The sequence below is a fragment of the Nocardioides sp. NBC_00850 genome (assembly GCF_045207335.1).
In the GTDB taxonomy this organism is placed as follows: Bacteria; Actinomycetota; Actinomycetes; order Propionibacteriales; family Nocardioidaceae; genus Nocardioides.
In genome coordinates, this window is record NZ_CP108845.1 from 4,751,820 (window position 1) to 4,769,504 (window position 17,685).

17 protein-coding genes and 1 tRNA gene are annotated in these 17,685 nt (G+C 68.8%); 10 read left to right on the plus strand and 8 right to left on the minus strand.

Annotation, left to right across the window (positions count from 1 at the left end; all coding sequences use genetic code 11):
- Positions 1-7: 7 nt before the first annotated feature.
- The gene (locus tag OH802_RS23085) at positions 8-865 is read left to right on the plus strand and encodes a helix-turn-helix transcriptional regulator (RefSeq protein WP_406022492.1); all 858 of its coding nucleotides are present in this window, start codon (positions 8-10) and stop codon (positions 863-865) included.
- A 33-nt stretch (positions 866-898) separates the two neighbouring features.
- On the opposite strand, the gene OH802_RS23090 is transcribed toward OH802_RS23085, so the two are convergent.
- Positions 899-1,744: an SDR family oxidoreductase gene (locus tag OH802_RS23090; RefSeq protein ID WP_331915638.1), complete on the minus strand. Its 846-nt coding sequence runs from the start codon at positions 1,742-1,744 to the stop codon at positions 899-901.
- 62 nt (positions 1,745-1,806) lie between these two features.
- Between OH802_RS23090 and OH802_RS23095 the strand changes: the two genes are divergently transcribed.
- On the plus strand, positions 1,807-2,403 hold the full coding sequence (locus OH802_RS23095; RefSeq protein ID WP_160024183.1) for a TetR/AcrR family transcriptional regulator: 597 nt from the start codon (positions 1,807-1,809) through the stop codon (positions 2,401-2,403).
- A gap of 96 nt (positions 2,404-2,499) precedes the next feature.
- Here the strand turns inward: OH802_RS23095 and OH802_RS23100 are convergent, their stop codons facing one another.
- Complete coding sequence (locus OH802_RS23100) at positions 2,500-3,585, minus strand: oxygenase MpaB family protein (protein WP_406022495.1); 1,086 nt, start codon at positions 3,583-3,585, stop codon at positions 2,500-2,502.
- A 355-nt stretch (positions 3,586-3,940) separates the two neighbouring features.
- On the opposite strand from OH802_RS23100, the gene OH802_RS23105 reads away from it, so the two are divergent.
- The 4 genes from OH802_RS23105 to OH802_RS23120 are packed head-to-tail and all read left to right on the plus strand — an operon-like array spanning position 3,941 to position 8,998.
- Positions 3,941-4,567 carry a (2Fe-2S)-binding protein gene (locus OH802_RS23105; RefSeq protein WP_406022497.1) on the plus strand — a complete coding sequence of 209 codons (627 nt, stop codon included), beginning with the start codon at positions 3,941-3,943 and terminating at the stop codon, positions 4,565-4,567.
- Positions 4,567-5,544, plus strand: coding sequence for a xanthine dehydrogenase family protein subunit M (locus OH802_RS23110; protein WP_331915646.1), 978 nt, complete (start codon positions 4,567-4,569; stop codon positions 5,542-5,544). The genes OH802_RS23105 and OH802_RS23110 overlap by 1 nt, the downstream gene beginning before the upstream one ends.
- A 36-nt stretch (positions 5,545-5,580) precedes the next feature.
- Complete coding sequence (locus OH802_RS23115; protein ID WP_331915648.1) at positions 5,581-6,726, plus strand: XdhC/CoxI family protein; 1,146 nt, start codon at positions 5,581-5,583, stop codon at positions 6,724-6,726.
- Positions 6,727-6,736: 10 nt separating this feature from the next.
- Positions 6,737-8,998 carry a xanthine dehydrogenase family protein molybdopterin-binding subunit gene (locus OH802_RS23120; protein ID WP_406022500.1) on the plus strand — a complete coding sequence of 754 codons (2,262 nt, stop codon included), beginning with the start codon at positions 6,737-6,739 and terminating at the stop codon, positions 8,996-8,998.
- Between the two features lie 81 nt (positions 8,999-9,079).
- On the opposite strand, the gene OH802_RS23125 is transcribed toward OH802_RS23120, so the two are convergent.
- Positions 9,080-10,093: an AraC family transcriptional regulator gene (locus OH802_RS23125; RefSeq protein WP_406022502.1), complete on the minus strand. Its 1,014-nt coding sequence runs from the start codon at positions 10,091-10,093 to the stop codon at positions 9,080-9,082.
- Positions 10,094-10,209: 116 nt separating this feature from the next.
- On the opposite strand from OH802_RS23125, the gene OH802_RS23130 reads away from it, so the two are divergent.
- Positions 10,210-10,602 (plus strand): ester cyclase, encoded by a 393-nt coding sequence (locus tag OH802_RS23130; RefSeq protein WP_331911425.1) that lies wholly within the window; start codon positions 10,210-10,212, stop codon positions 10,600-10,602.
- Positions 10,603-10,630: 28 nt separating this feature from the next.
- Here OH802_RS23130 and OH802_RS23135 read toward each other — a convergent pair whose 3' ends face one another.
- From OH802_RS23135 to OH802_RS23145, 3 genes are all read right to left on the minus strand, one after another.
- On the minus strand, positions 10,631-11,398 hold the full coding sequence (locus tag OH802_RS23135; RefSeq protein WP_406022505.1) for a helix-turn-helix transcriptional regulator: 768 nt from the start codon (positions 11,396-11,398) through the stop codon (positions 10,631-10,633).
- 468 nt (positions 11,399-11,866) lie between these two features.
- Complete coding sequence (locus tag OH802_RS23140; protein ID WP_406022507.1) at positions 11,867-12,913, minus strand: SDR family NAD(P)-dependent oxidoreductase; 1,047 nt, start codon at positions 12,911-12,913, stop codon at positions 11,867-11,869.
- Between the two features lie 75 nt (positions 12,914-12,988).
- Positions 12,989-14,368 (minus strand): amidohydrolase family protein, encoded by a 1,380-nt coding sequence (locus tag OH802_RS23145; RefSeq protein WP_406022509.1) that lies wholly within the window; start codon positions 14,366-14,368, stop codon positions 12,989-12,991.
- Positions 14,369-14,463: 95 nt separating this feature from the next.
- Between OH802_RS23145 and OH802_RS23150 the strand changes: the two genes are divergently transcribed.
- A complete protein-coding gene (locus tag OH802_RS23150) occupies positions 14,464-15,102 on the plus strand; it encodes a TetR family transcriptional regulator (RefSeq protein ID WP_160024194.1) in 639 nt (212 codons plus the stop codon).
- Positions 15,103-15,372: 270 nt separating this feature from the next.
- Here OH802_RS23150 and OH802_RS23155 read toward each other — a convergent pair.
- Positions 15,373-15,444: transfer RNA gene (locus OH802_RS23155), tRNA-Val, on the minus strand.
- Between the two features lie 111 nt (positions 15,445-15,555).
- On the opposite strand from OH802_RS23155, the gene OH802_RS23160 reads away from it, so the two are divergent.
- A complete protein-coding gene (locus OH802_RS23160) occupies positions 15,556-16,365 on the plus strand; it encodes an alpha/beta fold hydrolase (protein WP_406022512.1) in 810 nt (269 codons plus the stop codon).
- Here the strand turns inward: OH802_RS23160 and OH802_RS23165 are convergent.
- Positions 16,362-16,715, minus strand: coding sequence for a nuclear transport factor 2 family protein (locus OH802_RS23165; RefSeq protein ID WP_406022513.1), 354 nt, complete (start codon positions 16,713-16,715; stop codon positions 16,362-16,364). The genes OH802_RS23160 and OH802_RS23165 overlap by 4 nt on opposite strands.
- Before the next feature lie 99 nt (positions 16,716-16,814).
- Here OH802_RS23165 and OH802_RS23170 point away from each other — a divergent pair, with 99 nt between their 5' ends.
- Entirely contained in the window at positions 16,815-17,684 is an 870-nt protein-coding gene (locus tag OH802_RS23170; protein ID WP_406022515.1) for a LysR family transcriptional regulator, read from the plus strand.
- Position 17,685: the final 1 nt, after the last annotated feature.

Sequence of the window (17,685 nt, forward strand, 5' to 3'; positions counted from 1 at the left end):
TTGAGGAATGAGAACCGCCGGGTACGCCGAACTAGGCGCATTCCTGCGCTCCCGCCGCGAACGAATCCAGCCCGAGGAGGTCGGGCTCGTGCCCGGTCCACGGCGCCGGGTGCCCGGTCTACGGCGCGATGAGGTCGCCCAGCTGGCGGGCGCGTCGGTGGACTACTACAACGAGCTCGAACGCGGTGCGGGCTCCCAGCCGTCCGAGCAGATGCTCGCCGCGCTCGGCCGGGCGCTGCGGTTGACCGACGACGAGTGGCGTCACCTCTTCCACCTGGCCGAGCGGCCCGTGCCTCCCGCGGGCAGTGCGGCGTCGCACGTGCAGCCCGGGATGCTGGACCTGCTCGGCCGCTTGGCCTCGACGCCCGCGAAGGTGATCACCGATCTGCACGTGACGCTGGTCCAGAACCCGCTCGCCGTCGCGCTGGTGGGCGATCACACACACTTCACCGGCAGGCACGCCAGCTTCGCCTACCGCTGGTTCGTGGCCCCTGCGTCCCGCGCCATCTACCCCGAGGCCGACCACGACGCCCAGTCACAGGCATTCGTCGCCGACCTGCGTGCGGGAGCCGCCCGCCGAGGCAGCCGGGACACGGAAGCACGGTCCATGATCGCCGAGCTGCGAGAGGGCTCCGCGGAGTTCGCCTCACTGTGGGACCGCCACGACGTCGCCTTTCGCCGTCGAGACCGCAAGCGCATCAACCATCCCGAGCTCGGCCTGATCGATGTCAACTGCCTCAACCTGTTCAGCGAGGACGGTCGGCAACGACTGCTCTGGTTTACCCCCACGCCGGGCACCGACAGCGCTGACCTGCTCGAACTGCTCGCCGTGATCGGAACACAGTCGCTCACCGAGCGGTCCTGAAGCTGCCGACGCATGGCCACGAGTACTGGCGGCCTAGCCGTTCGCCTGACGGTGTGTGGTGAGGGCAGGCACAGTGGCCGGGGTGTTGCGTGAGCGGGCACCGAACTGCCCGGAGATGATCACGGCGCGGCGGCGGGTGAAGAAACGGCCCGCGCCGGCTGCGATGCCGTTGACCCGGCCCGAGACGATGCTGGGCCGGCGGTTGCCGCGGTCCAGCGAGCGCAGGCCCGCCTCGACGACCTGCTCGGGCGTCTGGTAGCTGCCGTTGTAGGCGCCGCCCGCCAGGTCATCGAAGAACTCGGTACGGGTCAGGCCGGGGGCGAGAGACAACACGCGCAGGCCGCTCGACCGCGACTCGTACCAGAGCGCCTCGGTGAAGCTCAGGACGAAGGCCTTGCACGCCCCGTAGACGGCCATGTCGGGCCCGGGCATGTAGGCGGCCATGCTCGCGACATTGACCAGGACGCCGCGTCCTGACTGGCGGAGCGGCTCGATGAAGGCGCGCGAGATGTCCACGAGATTCGCCACGTCGACGGCAATCTCGTCCTGCAGACGATCGGGGTCCTCCTCGTGGAACGGCCCATCGGTACCGAAGCCGGCGTTGTTGACGAGGCTCGTCACGGTGAGGCCGCGGGCAGCTATCTCACCGGCAAGGGCCTGTCCGGCTCCGCGCTTGCTGAGGTCGAGGGCGATCGGGGTGGCGCGGACGCCGTGGTCGCGTTCGAGCTCGCTCGCGAGCTCCCGCAGGCGGTCGAGGCGGCGGGCGACCAGGATCACGTCGGAGCCGCGCTTCGCGAGAGCCCGTGCGAAGGCGGCTCCAATGCCCGAGCTGGCGCCGGTGACGATGGTGGTCTGAGAGGTGAAGTCGACGGAAGGCATACTGCACTGTAGGCAGCTTCTTGCATCGAATGCAAGGAACGTACTAAGGGTAAGGTTGGTGCATGGATCCACAGCCCAATGCCCCGACGCTGCGCGAACGCACGCGCAGGGCCGTCCATGCCGAGATCACCAGCACCGCTTTGCGCTTGTTCGTGGAGCAGGGCTATGAAGCGACGACCGTCGACCAGATCGCGGCTGCCGCCGGGATCTCGCGACGGTCGTTCTTCCACTACTTCGGAAGCAAGGAGGACGTCGTGATGGGCGACCTCGAGGCGCTCGGAGCGCGTGTGCGCGAGACCCTCGAGGCGCGCCCCGCGACGGAGACGGCATGGGAAGCACTCCGCGAGACGTTCATCGGCTTGCAGGAGCAGGCCACCGACGCCGCGACCCCGCTGCAGATCGCCGATATGTACGCCGAGGCCCCGTCGCTGCGTGCACGACACCTCGAGAAGCACCTGCGATGGCAGGAGCTGCTCGCCCCGAACATCGAGCGGCGTCTGGGCATCGAGCCCGGCGCGACGGCCGACCCGCGAGCCCGCGCGGTCATCGCCGCGGCGCTCGCCTGTCTCGACGTGGCGGTGGAGGCGTGGCGCCAGTCGGGCGGCACGAGCGATCCCGTGGACCTGTTCGACCAGGCCGTGGCCGCCCTCCGGGCCTGACCCGCAGTCCCAGGAGCACAGAGTTCGGACCGAGATCGAACGAAGAGCGACCAGGAAGCCCTCCTGTGGTCGTGTGGGCCATGGTGTCGGGCCCTGTCACGGGGCGGCCGTGGCCTGGTCCTGATAGACGGTGCCGTCTCCGGAAAGCGCGGTGACCAGTCCTCGTACGGCGAGGGTGCCGTCCTCCACGGCGTGCTGCACGGCGCCGGGTACCTGGGCCTGGTAGTGACGCGCCCTCGCCTCCCCTGCGGCGAGCAGCGGCAGCACCGCCGCGAAAGGCGAGTCCGGGATGCCCAGCGGGCCGGCGGCCTCGCCGTGGTACCGACCGGCCAGGGCGTTCAGTAGGTCGCGCCAGCCCGGAGCGCCCATCGGCGATTCCGGTACCGCCGCGAGGGCCTCCGCCGCCGCATCGAACAGGGCTCCGACGAGAGCGCGGCTGTTCTCGTCCGGCGGAGCGGTGGTCGAGTCCAGCAGATCGAGCAGCTCACCGGCCCGTGCGTGGTCCTCGATGTCGAGGAAGAACTCCTCGTCGAGGCCGAGCAGGTGACCGATGTACCACCAGTAGCGGTACATACCGGACTCCTCCTCGGGAGTGAGCTGGTAGCCGACTCCCTCCAGGAACGTGAACGGCACCACTGTGAAGTCGAGCCAGGTGCGCGCGATGTCAGCCTGGTTGATCGGCACCCCCCACCGGTCGGCGTCCCAGCCGTGCGCCATGGCCGAGGCCCGTACCCGTGCGTGCAGCAGCCGGACCTGCACGGTCTGCACGAAGCCGGGAGCACCGCGACGCAGACCACCGGGCAGGATCGCCGAGGCGTTCCACAGCCCGGTCTCGGCGAGCCGGCGCGGCGCCGTCGACGTCAGCCTGCCCGTGCCCACGAGCAGCTTCGCGATCGCCGGGGAACTGTAGGTGTGCGCCAGCGAGCCACCGGAGAAGGCCAAGCTGCGCCAGTGCGGCGGCACAGCGAGCGACGTCCGGTCCCCGTCGTCCAGCAGCTCCGAAGAGACCCAGCCGGGCACGGTCTCGGCGTGAGCGAGCAGCGCGTCCACGGCGGGCGGAACGTCCGGCACGCTTGCCCGACCCTCGGCGAGACCACGCTGGAGCGCGGTACGGGCGGACCGGCCGAGCTCGTCGAACTCGACGATCACGGCGTCGGCGAGCGGGTCCCCCACCTGCAGCATGCGCAACATGAAGTCGGCACGATCGCCGTGCGTGCTCCGGGCTGAGGTAATGCCGACAACGCGGTCAGGCACCAATGAGTCAGTGTTCGAAGAGGTCATGACGGCATTCAAGCCGCCTCCCAGACCGACAGCCACGGCCTGTCAATCCCCCCAAACACACACATCGTGTCCCCGACCCGCTCGATGCCCGCTCCAACGCTGTCGGCTCGACCCCAGCCTCGGATCGACAGAGCCTGGATAGTCCCGCTCCCAGCGGCCAGCCTTGGAGCAGCACCGACCCCGGAGACCACACGAATGGTCGCGGCGCTGTCCTGCCCCTGCCCCTGCCCGAACGTGCGACCAGCCAGGAGACTCGATGAACCAAGACGACGACGCCGGACCGAACCGCTGGGGTGTGTCCCGGCGCAACTTCTTGGGTGGCAGCTTGGCTGCCGCTGCCGCCGTGACCCCGCTGACGACCGGACAGGTCGAGGCAGCGGGAGCCGCCTCGGCACTCACCGTGGACGGTGTGGCCCAGGTGACGGTGAGGGCCGCCGTCAACGGCGCCCCGGTCACGCTGCGGGTGGACCCGCGGGCCACCCTGCTGGACACGCTGCGCGAGCGGCTGGACCTCAAGGGCACCAAGAAGGGCTGCGACCGCGGCCAATGCGGGGCCTGCACCGTGCATATCGACGGGCAGCGCGTGCTGTCCTGCCTCACCCTGGCCGCCACCACGACCGGCCGGAAGATCACCACGATCGAGGGCCTTGCCGACGGCGACCGACTGCACCCGATGCAGCAGGCGTTCATCGACCACGACGGCCTCCAGTGCGGTTTCTGCACCCCCGGGCAGATCATGTCCGCGGTCGCGATGGTCGACGACGAGGGCGGAGCGGACTCGGACGACGAGATCCGCGAGCGCATGTCGGGCAACATCTGCCGGTGCAGCGCCTATCCCCGCATCGTCGACTCGATCCGGGACGCCCAGCAGGTGATGCGCTGATGCGGCCCTACACCTTCACCCAGGCCCGCTCCGTACGCGAGGCCCTGCGGGGCGCGGGACCGGACACCGCGTTCCTGGCCGGGGGCACGACCCTGGTCGACCTGATGAAGCTCGAGGTGATGACCCCCGAGCGCGTCGTGGACATCAACCGGCTGCCTCTGGACGGCATCACGCTGGACAGCAAGGGGCTGCACATCGGCGCGCTGGAGCGGATGAGCGACGTTGCCGAGCACCGCACGGTGCGCGAGCACTACCCGATGGTCGCGCAGGCGCTGGAGCTGAGCGCCTCGGCCCAGCTGCGCAACATGGCCAGCATCGGCGGCAACCTGTTGCAGCGCACGCGGTGCGGGTACTTCCGCGACGTGACTACCCCGTGCAACAAGCGTGAGCCGGGCAGCGGCTGCGCGGCGCTGGAGGGGATCAACCGCGGCCACGCGGTCCTGGGCACTAGCGAGGCATGCATCGCGACGCACCCCAGCGATCTGGCCGTACCGCTGGTCGCTCTGGACGCGGTGGTGCACCTGGGCTCTGCCCGCGGCACCCGGACCGTGGCGCTGGACGACTTCTACACGCTGCCCGGGGCTACGCCCCACATCGAGAACACTCTGCGACCGGGCGAACTCATCACCGGGATCACGGTGCCCCGCTCCCGCTTCGCTGCACGCTCGCACTACCTCAAGATCCGCGACCGGCAATCCTACGAGTTCGCGCTCGCCTCCGCCGCCGTCGCCCTCGAGCTGCGCGGGCGCACCATCACCCAGGCCCGGATCGCCGTCGGCGGCGTCGGGACGCGGCCGTGGCGGCTGCCAGCGGTCGAACGCGCGCTGACCGGGCGGCCCGCGAACGCCGCCACGTTCGAGGCCGCCGTCACCCGCGCGGCGGACGGCGCCGAGCCGCGCGAGTACAACGCGTTCAAGCCCGCCCTGCTACGCCGCACCCTGGTGCGGGCGCTGACCGAGCTGCTGGAGAGCCGATGAGCGACGGGTCAGACGGCGCGAGGGCGGGCGGTCGCCGTGCTTGAGCTCGCCGCCCGGCTGCTCGGACGTGCCCGGGGCCGCACCCCGTTCGTGACGGCCACCGTCACGAGTGTGGCCGGCAGCGCACCCCGCCAGCCCGGCTCGTCGCTGGTCGTCGACGCGGACGGGGCGGTGCTGGGCAACGTGTCCGGCGGGTGCGTCGACGCCGCCGTGCACGACGCCTGCCAGGACATGCTCGCCGGGAACCACGAGCCCCAGGCGCTGCGGTTCGGGTACTCCGACGCCGATGCACTCGGGGTCGGCCTGACCTGCGGCGGGATCATCGAGGTGCTGCTACGTCACCACGACCCGGGCGCCGAGCCGGAGCTGGAACCGGCCCTCGCCGATGCCGCGAGCGGCCAGGCGGTGGCCGTGGCCACGGTGGTACGCGGCCCGAGCACGCACCTCGGGCGGGCGCTCGTCGTGCGGACCGGCCGGCCCGCCGAGGGTTCCCTCGGCGACGCCCGGCTCGACCAGGTCGCCGAGACTCACGCGGCTGCGGCCCTGGATGCGGGTCGCACCGGCACCGTCGAGATCGGGGTGGCCGACAGCTACTGCCGCGAACCCATGACGCTGCTGGTGGAGTCCAGTACCCCGCCCCCACGGATGCTCGTGTTCGGCGCTATCGACCATGCCGCCGCCCTCACCCTGCTGGGCACATTCCTGGGCTACCGGGCGACCGTCTGTGACGCACGGGCAACATTCGCCACGCCGGAGCGGTTCCCGGACGCCGACGTGGTCGTCGACTGGCCGCACCGCTACCTCCAGGCCCAGGCCGACGCCGGGCTGCTCGACGGCCGCACCGTCGTGTGCGTGCTCACCCACGACCCCAAGTTCGACCTCCCACTGCTGACGGCCGCCCTCCGGCTGCCCCTGACGTACGTCGGGGCCATGGGCTCCCGCCGCACCCACGAGAACCGCCTGGCCCGGCTCCGCGACGCCGGCCTCACCGACCACGAGCTCGACCGCCTGCGCTCCCCCGTCGGCCTCGACCTCGGAGCCCGCACCCCGCAGGAGACGGCCCTGTCGATCGCGGCGGAGATAGTCGCCCACCGGCACGGCGGCTCGGGGGCACCCCTGAGCACCGGGGTCCCCATCCACCACAGTGCGCCGTCGACCGGTGCACTCGCACTCAGTAGCTGAAGGAGTCACGATGCCCAGTTCCCCCGTAGGCCGCGAGACCGACCGCGTCGACGGCAGACTGAAGGTCACCGGCGCAGCCGAGTACTCCGGTGACTACCGCGCCACCGACCTCGCCCACGCCCACCTCGTCACCAGCACCATCGCACGGGGCACCATCACCAGGATCGAAACGACAGCCGCCCGTGCGGCGCCGGGTGTCCTGCGCGTCTACGCCGCTCCGGAGTCCCGGCTCAACCTGTATCCGATCACCGGCCCACTCGCCGGCTTCGTGGAGAACTACGTCCCTCTGAAGGACACGGAGGTCCGATTCCATGGCCAGGCCATCGCGATGGTCGTCGCCGAGACCCCCGAACAGGCGCGTGACGCCGCCGCACTGGTCACAGTGGCCTACGCCGCACAGCCACCGCGCACCTCTCTCGCGGACGAACCCCACGAGCCCGCAGGCCCCACCCTCAGCGGGACGCCGAGCAGCCTCGAGGTCCTGGCCCCTGGCGTCGAATCGATCGACGCCGCGCTCGACGCCAGCGACGTCGTCGTGAAGGCCGAGTTCCACCAGCACATCCAGCACCACGTAGCCATGGAACCGCACGCGATCCTCGCCGTCTGGAACGGCGACCGGGTCACCATCCACGCCGGCGCGCAAGTCCCCGCAGCGTTCGCACTCGGGATGTCCCAGCGGCTTGGCGTCCTTCCGCAGAATGTCCAGCTGAACACCAAGTACGTGGGCGGCGCGTTCGGCGCCCGCGTCATCCTGTGGAGCGACACGCCGCTCCCCGCCGCCGCCGCCCGGGAGATCGGCCGCCCGGTCCGGCTGGTCCTCACCCGCGAGCAGATGTTCACCCTCACTGGACACCGGCCCCAGCTCACCCAGACCGTTCGGCTGGGCGCCTCCCGCGACGGCGTCCTCAACGCCGTCAGCCACCAGAGCGTCTCCGAGCGCCCGACCACGGTCACCTTCCCCATGACCCCGGCCCACAACACCACGGACGCCCTCTACCGCACGCCCAACCTGCGCGTCCATGCGGAGCTGGCCGTCCTCGACATCCCCGGGAGCCGGGCGATGCGCGGACCCAATGAAGCCCCCGGATCCTTCGCCCTGGAGACGGCCATGGACGAGTTGGCCGTAGCCACCGGTATCGATCCGGTCGAACTGCGGCTGCGGAACAACGCCACCGTCCACCCCGTCTCTGGGCTGCCTTGGTCGAGCAAGCACCTTGAGGAGTGCTACCGCGTCGGCGCGCGGCGATTCGGCTGGTCCGCCCGCAGCGCCACGCCCCGCGCACGCATCGACGGGCAGTGGCTGTACGGCACCGGTATGGCCACCGGCATCTACCCTGCGCACCGCCGTCCCGCGAGCGTACGCGTCCGGTTGCTCGACGACGACACGGCCGTGGTCTCGACGGGGATCTCGGACTTCGGCACCGGCGGGGCGACCATGGTCGCGGTCTCCGGTGCCGACGCCCTGGGGATACCCCTGGACCGGGTGACGCCCGAGATCGGCGACTCACTGCTGCCTCAGGGAGCACCCGCCGTCGGCTCCAGCGCCACGCACGCCACCGTGCCCCAGGTCGTGAACGCTGCCCGCGATGCGATCGACGAACTCAAGCGGGTCGCCGTCACCGACGACGGGTCGCCGTGGCACGGCGCCAGCGCGGACGACCTGCGCTACGAGCGCGGGACCCTGCATGGGCTCGGCCGCTCGATGACCTTCGGCCGCCTGCTCAGAGCTGTCGGCTCACCGGGCATCACCGCGCTCGCCGAGTCACCCGGTGCCGCCGACCCGGAGTACGTGCACCACAGCTTCGGCGCCCACTTCTGCGAGGTACGCGTCAACCGATTCACCGGCGAGACCCGAGTCACCCGGTTCACCACCGTCGCCGACGTCGGCCGCGTCATCAACGCCAAGGCCGCCCGCAGCCAGCTCGTCGGCGGCGTCATCTTCGGCATCGGCCACGCCCTGCTGGAGGAGAACCACCTGGAGCTCGACACCGGACGCCTGGCCAGCAGCACCCTCGCCGACTACCTGGTTCCCGTCAACGCGGACGTCCCCGATATCGACGTTGTCATGCTCGACCGGCCCGACCCCATCCTCACCGGACCGCTCGGCGACGGCGGCGAGGACGTCGGGACCCGGAGCCTGGGCGCCAGAGGCCTCGGTGAGATCGGCACCGTCGGCTCGGCGGCCGCGATCGGCAACGCCGTCTACAACGCCACCGGCATCCGGGTGCGCGACGTTCCCATCACCCTCGACAAGCTGATCGAGCACTTGTGACCGGGCCATCTGCTGCGAATGGCCTGGTCACGAGGTCGGTACCCTGGGAGCAGCGCGCTGCTTGCCGCAGGCGTGTAGGCCTCAGGCGACACCGAGGGTGACCTCGTCGCGACGTTCCTCTGTCCCAGCGGCTCGCAGCGCACGGTCCCGGAACTGCTTCGGCGAGGCACCGACTACACGCCGAAACGCGGTGCTGAACGCGCTCTCGGACTCGTACCCCGTGGCGAACGCGAGCTCGGAGATCGTCTGCGTGTTCCGCCGAAGAGCGTCGCGCGCCAGGCTCATGCGCCACTGGATCAGGTACTCGAGCGGCGCGAGCCCCACCTGTCGTTTTAATGACTTCGCAAAACCCGAGCGCGACAGGTGACTGATACCGGCGAGCTCTTCAACGGTCCAACGGCGGGCCACGTTCGCGTGCATCGCACGCAGCGCAGCGCCGACACCGTCGTCGACCAGCGCCCCCAGCCACCCGACCGGGCGGTCCGCCTGTTCGGCATGAGCACGCAGCACCTGGACCAGGAGGATCTGGACCAGATGATCAAGGATGAGGGAACTCCCGATGGCGCAGGTCCCGACTTCGCTGGACAACAGTTCTGTCACATACGCCAGCGAACGGATCCGTGGATCGTCCGCGTGAATGTGCACCAGCGGCGGCAGGATGTCGAGCAGGATGGGGGCGTTGAGCTCGTCGAACCAGAAGTACCCACCGCACAGATAGGTGTCTTCGTCGTCGACCGGCCCGATACGCACGGCGCCCTCATCGGCGGTGTCCCACAACGTCGCGGCCGGCAGCGGCTCGACGGACAGGCTGCTGCCCAGCGAGTAGGCCGGCGGGTTGCTCAGCAGGTAGAAGTCGCCTTCATGCAGATGCACCGGCTCTCGCCCGTCGAGTGCCAGCCAGCTCTCGCCGCGCACCACGCCTCCGATCTTGACGTGCGGGAACGCCTCGAAGCGCACTCCCCACAGCCCACCGGCACGCAGCGCCGGATAGACCACGGTACGAGGTCGTAGCAGCCCGATCGCGTCCGCGACCGGATCGCTCGCTCCCCCCTCAGACGGGAGAGTGGACGATGCGTAAGAAAATGCGGACGGCACGTTATGGATTCTAGCAACGGGCGGCTTCAGGCTTGTCCTGTCCTCGCGCCGCGAACGCAATGAACGAGACGAGGCGACAACGCGCGGCGCAGTTCTAGTCGAGAGGGAAAGTCGAAATGACACACACCGAACTCCACAAGTTCTACGAGCGCTACATCGCGGCGCTCAACGCCCACGAGTTCCACCGCCTGGACGAGTTCGTCGCCGACGAGCTCACGCACTTCGGTGACGCCGTCACCCGCGACCAGGTCCTCGCCGCACTGACTGCCCAGGTGGACGCCGCGCCGGATCTGAAGTGGCGCCTCGACGACCTCAGGGTCAGCGGCCACGACCTGGCCGCGCGCCTGACCAACACCGGCACCCCGGTCAAGGAATGGCTCGGCGTCGCCCCTACCGGCGCCTCGTTCGAGGTCACCGAGTACGCCCTCTACCGAGTCCGCGACGGACGGTTCATCAACATGACGAACCTGCAGGACTCCGACACAGCCAGAGAGCAGCTGGGCGGCTGACCACGAAGGCATCGGACGGGGGAACGATTCAGCGCAGAGCCTGTGCGCCGATGACTGACAGCATCTGCACCTTCTCGTAGCTCTCGGAGCCGGGGACCGCGGTGTAGACCATCAGTGAGTGGGCCTGGTCCGGGTCGACCAGCCGCTGGCAGTTCAGCTCCAGCGCACCGACCTCGGGGTGCACGAAGTGCTTGACATCGTGGGGGCGGATCCCGATCTCGTGCTCCTCCCACACCCGCCGGAACTCCTCGCTGCCGTCCAGCAACAGGTCCGCGAGGTAGGCCGCCCGGGAATCGGGACCCCGGAGAGTGACGAGCCCACGCAACCCGGCGGCGTACATCCTGGTCAGGAAGGCGTGCTCCTCGGGCGCATAGAGTTCCCGGGCGTACGGGTCGGTGAACCACCGGTAGCCGATACTGCGAGCCGGCCCGGTGTACTGGGTCGTATCACCCGTGAGCGCCACCCCCATCGGCGTCTGCCGCAGGGTCTCGCCCAGTTCGGTGACGATCTCCGCAGGAGTGTCCTCGAGGCGGTCCAGGATCCGCAGCAGCCCAGGGCTGATGTGCTCGCTGGAACTGCCCCGGGGTGGCGGGTTGTGCCCGGCCAGCCGGAACAGGTGGTCACGCTCGTCGATCGACAGGTGCAGCCCCTGAGCGATCGAGGCAAGCATCTGCGGCGACGGCTGCGGGCCACGCTCCCGCTCCAGCCGGGAGTAGTAGTCCGCCGACATGTTGCACAGCGCCGCGACCTCCTCCCGCCGCAGCCCGCTGGTCCGGCGCCGCTGCCCGCGAGGCATGCCGACGTCCTCCGGCTGCATTGCCTCACGCCGATTGCGGAGAAACCCCGCCAGCCCGGTGCGATCGATCAAGACGCTCCCCCTTCTGAGAGTTCTGACTTTGGTTCTATCCCAAGCGGGCGAACGTATCCATGCTCTGGCGATCCCCTTATGGCGGAGCCGTGACCTCGACGCATGTGATCGGGAGGGCCTGGATAAGGCGCTGTCCCGCTGAGGATCTGGACCAGGGCCGGGTCAGCGGACGAGTGGGGCGGCCCGGATCGCAGCGGGCTACACCCTCGACCACTACGGTATCGGGCAGGCCCTGCGCATCTTCCGCACCGAGAGACGCAGCCTGGGCTCTGACAAGGCCGACATTCCTGACGGTGCGCGTCTTGAGCGGGCCGATCGGGACGCCGATCGACGCTGACGCCGGGTCCCGGTCCAGGCTCGGGCCGGCAAGCCCTTCGAGGCTCATGGAGGCACACCTCACCACGGCAGGGGCGTTGCCTCCCAGGTGGTGAAGGTGCCGCCGGGGTCGCCCGGTCCGAGCCGGACACACCTCAAGATCTCCTGAGATGCATCCTCGATGGTCTCGGTGCCCATGAATCCGACGAGGGCTGTGCGGGCAAAGCCAGGAGACACGAGGTTGACTTTGATCTCGGACCCCGCCAGCTCGTCCATCATCGTGATCGTGAGGGCATTCAGTGCTGCCTTGGATGACGCGTACACCGGGTCGAACATGCGACGTACGTCCGACGCCGGGTCGGAGGCCAGGGCCAGCGAGCCGAGCGCGCTGGTCACGTTGACGACGCGCGCATCCGAGGACTCCCTGAGGAGCGGCATGGCGGCCTGGAACATCGCGAGCGGCCCGAACACGTTGACGTCCCACACAGCGCGCATCTCCGCAAGATCCACGATGCTCGGCCTCGCGCGCTCTCGCGCGTCCTCGAGGTCCCGCGGAGGGCTGCCGACCCAGGCTGCACCTGCGTTGTTGACCAGGATGTCGAGCCGTCCGGAGATGTCACGGATGCTGCCGACTGCGGACGTGATGGACGCTGCATCCGTCACGTCGAGCTCCACCGCGTGTGCGTTCGGTCCCGCCCCGGCGGCGGCCTCCTCGCCGCGGGCGAGGTCTCGCGACCCGAAGAAGACCGTATGGCCGTCCCGGGCGAGCGACGTTGCGACGTACCTCCCCATGCCCTGGTTCGCTCCAGTGACAAGTGCGACACGTGTGGTCGTCATGCTCATTTTACCCTCCAGTTGGTGTTCCGAGCGCCTTCTGGTGCCTCCGTCATCTTCGCTCCACCCCAGCGCCGCAAGGAGGGCCTTGCGATCCCAGGACCGGTTCGCTCCTCTCATCCGGATCGACCCGAAGGTGTAGATGACATCACCGACCGTGGCGGCGCCGAGCCTCTGCCGCGGCGTAGGCAGGTTGCCCGCGGCGGTCCACTCATCGGCTTCCGGGTCGTATCGCCACCCGTTCCCCGGGGTTGTCGCCCCAAGAGCACGGAGACGGGGCGCACGAATCGACATCGTTGAGCCGGGTGAGGATCGTCCAGTTGTGCCGACCTCTCGCGAGCGAGGTCGGACACGGCTGGAGTGGTGCATTCAGGCTGTGGGGTGCGTGGTCACTAGCGGTGTAGTCGGCAACGCCGCCCGGTCGATCGCTCGGCCTGCTTGATACACATCGGTGATCGCACGCAGGTTGCGGATGTCGTCAAGTGGGTTCTTGTCCAGCAGGACGAAGTCTGCGAGCTTACCGGTCTCGACTGAGCCAATCAGGTCGTCTTTCCCGTATCCACGGGCCACCTGAAGGGTGGCGCTGGTGATGGCCTCCAGTGGGGTCATGCCCCTCTCGACCATCGACTGGGTCCAGTGGAAGTGGTCTCCGCCGATTGTCCATGGTCGGTCTTCGCGTTCGAGTGGCGAGAGGTCGTTGAGGTGGTCGTTGCTGGGACACCCAGCATCCGTGCCCATCAGGATCTTCGCGCCGGCGCTGACCAAGGTGCGCTCGTTGTCCGCGAAGGCGCCGCCACCCATCAACGCGGCCCAACTGCCAGCCTCTTCGAGACCCTTGCGGTGCGCGTCGTGGATGGTCTGCAGTTCAGCGTAGGAATCACTGGCGACGATCTTGTCGACCAATGAGTGCGGATAGGGCTGGCCCATTGTGTAGTTGGCGTGAATCAACACATCCGCGCCGAGGTCCACGGATGTTTCGAGCGACTCCACAGACAGACTGTGACTCAGCACCGGCACCCCGACGGCGCGAGCCTCCTCGATCATGACGTCGAGCACCGGCCGGGTGAAGGTCTGGTAAGAGCGATCCAGCCCGACAGTCATGAAAATGTGGTCACTGACGGCGATCTTGAGCATGTCTACACCGCGGGCAAGGTAGTCGCGGACGCGGGCGCGAACCTCGTTGCGGGGCAACAAGCTCAACTGGTGGCCGACTCCTGCCTCGAACATCTCATCGATGCGATTGACGAACGTCTGCGACGCCGCCTTGCGCCCGCCGAAGTGAAAGTCGGCGCTGAACGGGCCCCCCATCCCGACGATGGCGCCAGCGGCGAAGATCCGCGCACCCTGTGAGGTACCGGCGTTGATGCGATCACGGGCGCTGAGTACCGGTTCGATGGCGTTGTAGGTGTCGAACACGGTGGTGACCCCGTTGCGAAGCACCAGTTGGGCAGCTTCTTCTATGACCTCGACATAGCGACCTTCCCAGCGAGCGAGGTACTCAATCGTGCCCGGACCCACCATGAACATCCACGCGTCGAGCAGGTGGACATTGCCGTTGACGTACCCCGGCACCATCCAACGATTACTGCCGTCGACCACAGTCGCATCGACGGGAACCTCCGTATTCGCAGAAGGACCGATCGTGGTGAACCGGTCGCCCTCGACCAGCACTGTCATGGCCGGCCGCGGCGCGCCTCCGCGGCCATCAATGAGTTGCACGTTGGTGATGGCGGTAGGGGTTGTGGTCATCTCATTTTCCTTTGTGATCGAGGTCTCAAAGTGGAGAGTACCCGAATCGATCGTTTCGGTAAATGAGGTGTCCGGCCGCCTGTAGGGTCAAGGCCATGGCAAAGGCAGGTAGCGGCGCAGTGGCCACCGCCGACGGGCGAGCACTCCGGTGGGAGCACCGCAAGCCCGAATTGCTCCGAGCGGCAACCGATTACGTGCTCAGGACCGGGGTGGCTGATCTGACCTTGCGACCCCTGGGTGCGGCGATCGGCGCATCCATCACCTCGCTCAATCGCCAGTTCGGAAGCAAGGATCAGTTGATCCGAGCAGTGTGCGAAGAGATCCATGGGCAAATGGCGACGGCGTTTGACGAATTCTGGGCGAGCAGCAACGGGCGACCGGTCGAAGTACTACGAGCCCTGTGGAACCTCTGGCTCGCCCCTGAGTACGAGCGACAATTTGCTTTCCTCTTTGAGCTCCATGGGCTCGCGCTCCGTCAACCTGAGAAGTACGAATGGTTCGCACGGTCCGTCGTCAAGGACTGGAAAGCCCCGCTTGAGAGCGCGCTCCGCCAAGATGGCATCCACCCAGACCAGGCCGAGGCGCTGTCGACCCTCGTTGTGGCCATCATCCGCGGCCTATATCTGGACAAGACCATCACCGGCGACGTCGACCGCGTTGGCGCCGCCTACGAACTGTCGCTGAACCTTCTGGCGTCGACACTGGAAGCGACGAGAGCTAACCAAGGCAAATAAAACGCAGCCCCCTTCGGACCTCGGTCGGCCCGTCCGAGGTTCATCAGGGCCGGGTGACCGAACAGGTCTACCGTCACGAACTCCGGCCCGTCAGGCACACCGGAGCACAGGTCATGGACAGCCTGTTCGGCGATGACGGTCAGAAGAAGTCCGCGTGATCGGCTAGTCAGGCACTTTTGTCAGGCACCCCAACAGCGCCGAGAGACGGGCCAAACGAAGAACCGGCCGCGGATCAGGTAAAAACCCTGGTCAGCGGCCGGTTCTTCGTTGTGCGTGATACTGGGTTCGAACCAGTGACCCCTTCGGTGTGAACGAAGTGCGCTACCACTGCGCCAATCACGCGTTGCGGGTGAAACATTAGCGCATCCGCTCGCCGGACCCACATTCGGGCCATGCCGGGACGTAGGCTCCCGGCCATCGGCATGACACCCAGAGGCGACCGAAGGAGCGAGGATGCTCGCGTACGAACGGACCGGCAGCGGGGAGCCGCTGCTCCTGATCCATGGCATCGCGCACCGCAGGCAGGCGTGGGGCGGGGTGGTGGAGCGGCTGGCCGACGAGTTCGAGGTGATCACGATCGATCTGCCGGGGCACGGTGAGTCGCCGGCGTTCGATCTGGCGGGACGTACGGTGCGGGAGGCGGTGGCCCACGAGCTGAACGAGCTCCGCGAAGAGCTCGGGATCGAGCGGCCGCACGTCGCCGGCAACAGCCTCGGTGGGCTGCTCGCGCTGGAGATGGCCGATGCCGGGCACGCGCGGTCGGTGACGGCGCTCTCCCCCGCCGGGTTCTGGGTGAACGGCGTCGACTACCTCTACGTCAGGGGCCTGTTCGCCGGGATCCAGGCGGCCGCGCGGCCGCTGGCGCCGGTGGCGGGGTCGCTGCTGCAGTCGCGGGTGGCGCGTACGGTCACGATGGGCTGCTTCTTCGCCCACCCGGAACGGCTCGACCCTGCCGTCGCGGCCGCCGACACGGCCAACATGGTCGCCTCGCGCGAGGGGGTCAAGACGTTCTTCAGCGGTGTCTACCGCTACAGCTACCCAGGGCCGACGCAGACCTACGTCCCCACCACCGTCGCCTGGGCATCGCGCGACCTCACGCTCCTCCCCTACCAGGCGAAGGTGGCCGCACGGCGGCTCCCGCATGCGACCCACCGGTGGCTGGCCGGCTGCGGTCACGTACCGATGAACGATGACCCCGACCTGGTGGCCGAGGTCATCCGCGAGACCGCCCGGACCCAGCCGCGCGACGAGCAGGTCGCCTAGCCCCGAGCGGCGAGGATCCCGCGCGGGTCGAAGGCGACCCGGATCTCGGTGATCAGCCCGTCCTCGACGCGCATCCAGTTGGCGGTGGGGGCGGGCGCGGCGACGGTGGTGTGCAGGTCGAACCAGGTGATCACGCTCGGACCGTCGGCGAGCCGCTCCTTCACCTCGATCTTGTCGAGCACCTGCGCCATGCCCTCGAGTCCGGCGACGCATTCGTCGGCACCTTCGATCGTGGCGAGCGGGCCGGCGAAGCTCACGTCGTCGGCCAGCAGCGCGCGCAGACGGGTGAAGTCACGCTCCTGCCAGGCGGTGAAGTACGCCTCGGCGAGCTCGGCAGCGGATGCGGTCATCGGTTCTCCTCAGATCGGTTCGGCTTTCACCTCCCAGCCTGACCCGACGCCCCCGAACACTCAAACAGATAGTTCTGCTGCTTGCTAGCATCAACGGTGATGGAAATCGGTCAGCTCCGCTACTTCGTCGCCGTCGTCGACCACGGCTCGTTCACGGCCGCTGCGCAGCGCCTCCACGTCAGCCAGTCGGGCATCAGTGCCCAGCTGGCCAAGCTCGAGCGCGAGCTCGGCCATGACCTGCTCGTCCGGGGTCCCCGCAACGTACGTCTCACCCACGCCGGCGAGACGCTCCTCCCCCGCGCTCGTGAGGCGATCCGGGCGATCGAGGGTGTGCGGCAGAGCGCCGACGAGCTGAGCGACCTGATCCACGGCCAGGTACGCCTCGGGATGATCGCCGGCTGCACGATCCCCGGCTTCCTCGACGCCGTCGCCACCTTCCGCCGGGAGCATCCCGGGGTCAGCGTCGAGCTCGTCGAGGACACCTCCGACCGCCTCCAGCGACGTACGCTGGCCGGCGAGCTCGACCTCGGCCTGATCTCCCATGCGGGACCCGTCATCGACGGCCTGGCCACCGAGTCCGTCAGCAACGAGCGGCTCGCGGTGATCACGCCGGCCGGCCACCGTCTCGTCGGCGCCCGGCCGAGGCTCGCCGACCTCCACGAGGAGACGGTGCTCTGCATCCCGCCAGGCACAGGCGTACGCACGGCCCTGGAGCAGTCGTGCGCGCGGGCGGGCGTGGAGCCGAAGGTCGACCTGTCCGGGTCGAACCCGGAGACGCTGCTCGGGCTCACCGCCCGCGGGCTGGGCGTCTGCGTGCTGGCCGAGTCGATGGCGGCCGGGACGGATCTGGTCGCGACGCCGATCGTCGACGCGGAGGTGCGTGCCGGGCTTGCGCTCGTGGTCCGCGACGGTGACCAGCAGCGCGCGACCCGGCGGCTCTACGACCTGCTCCGCGCAGCCCTGACCTGAG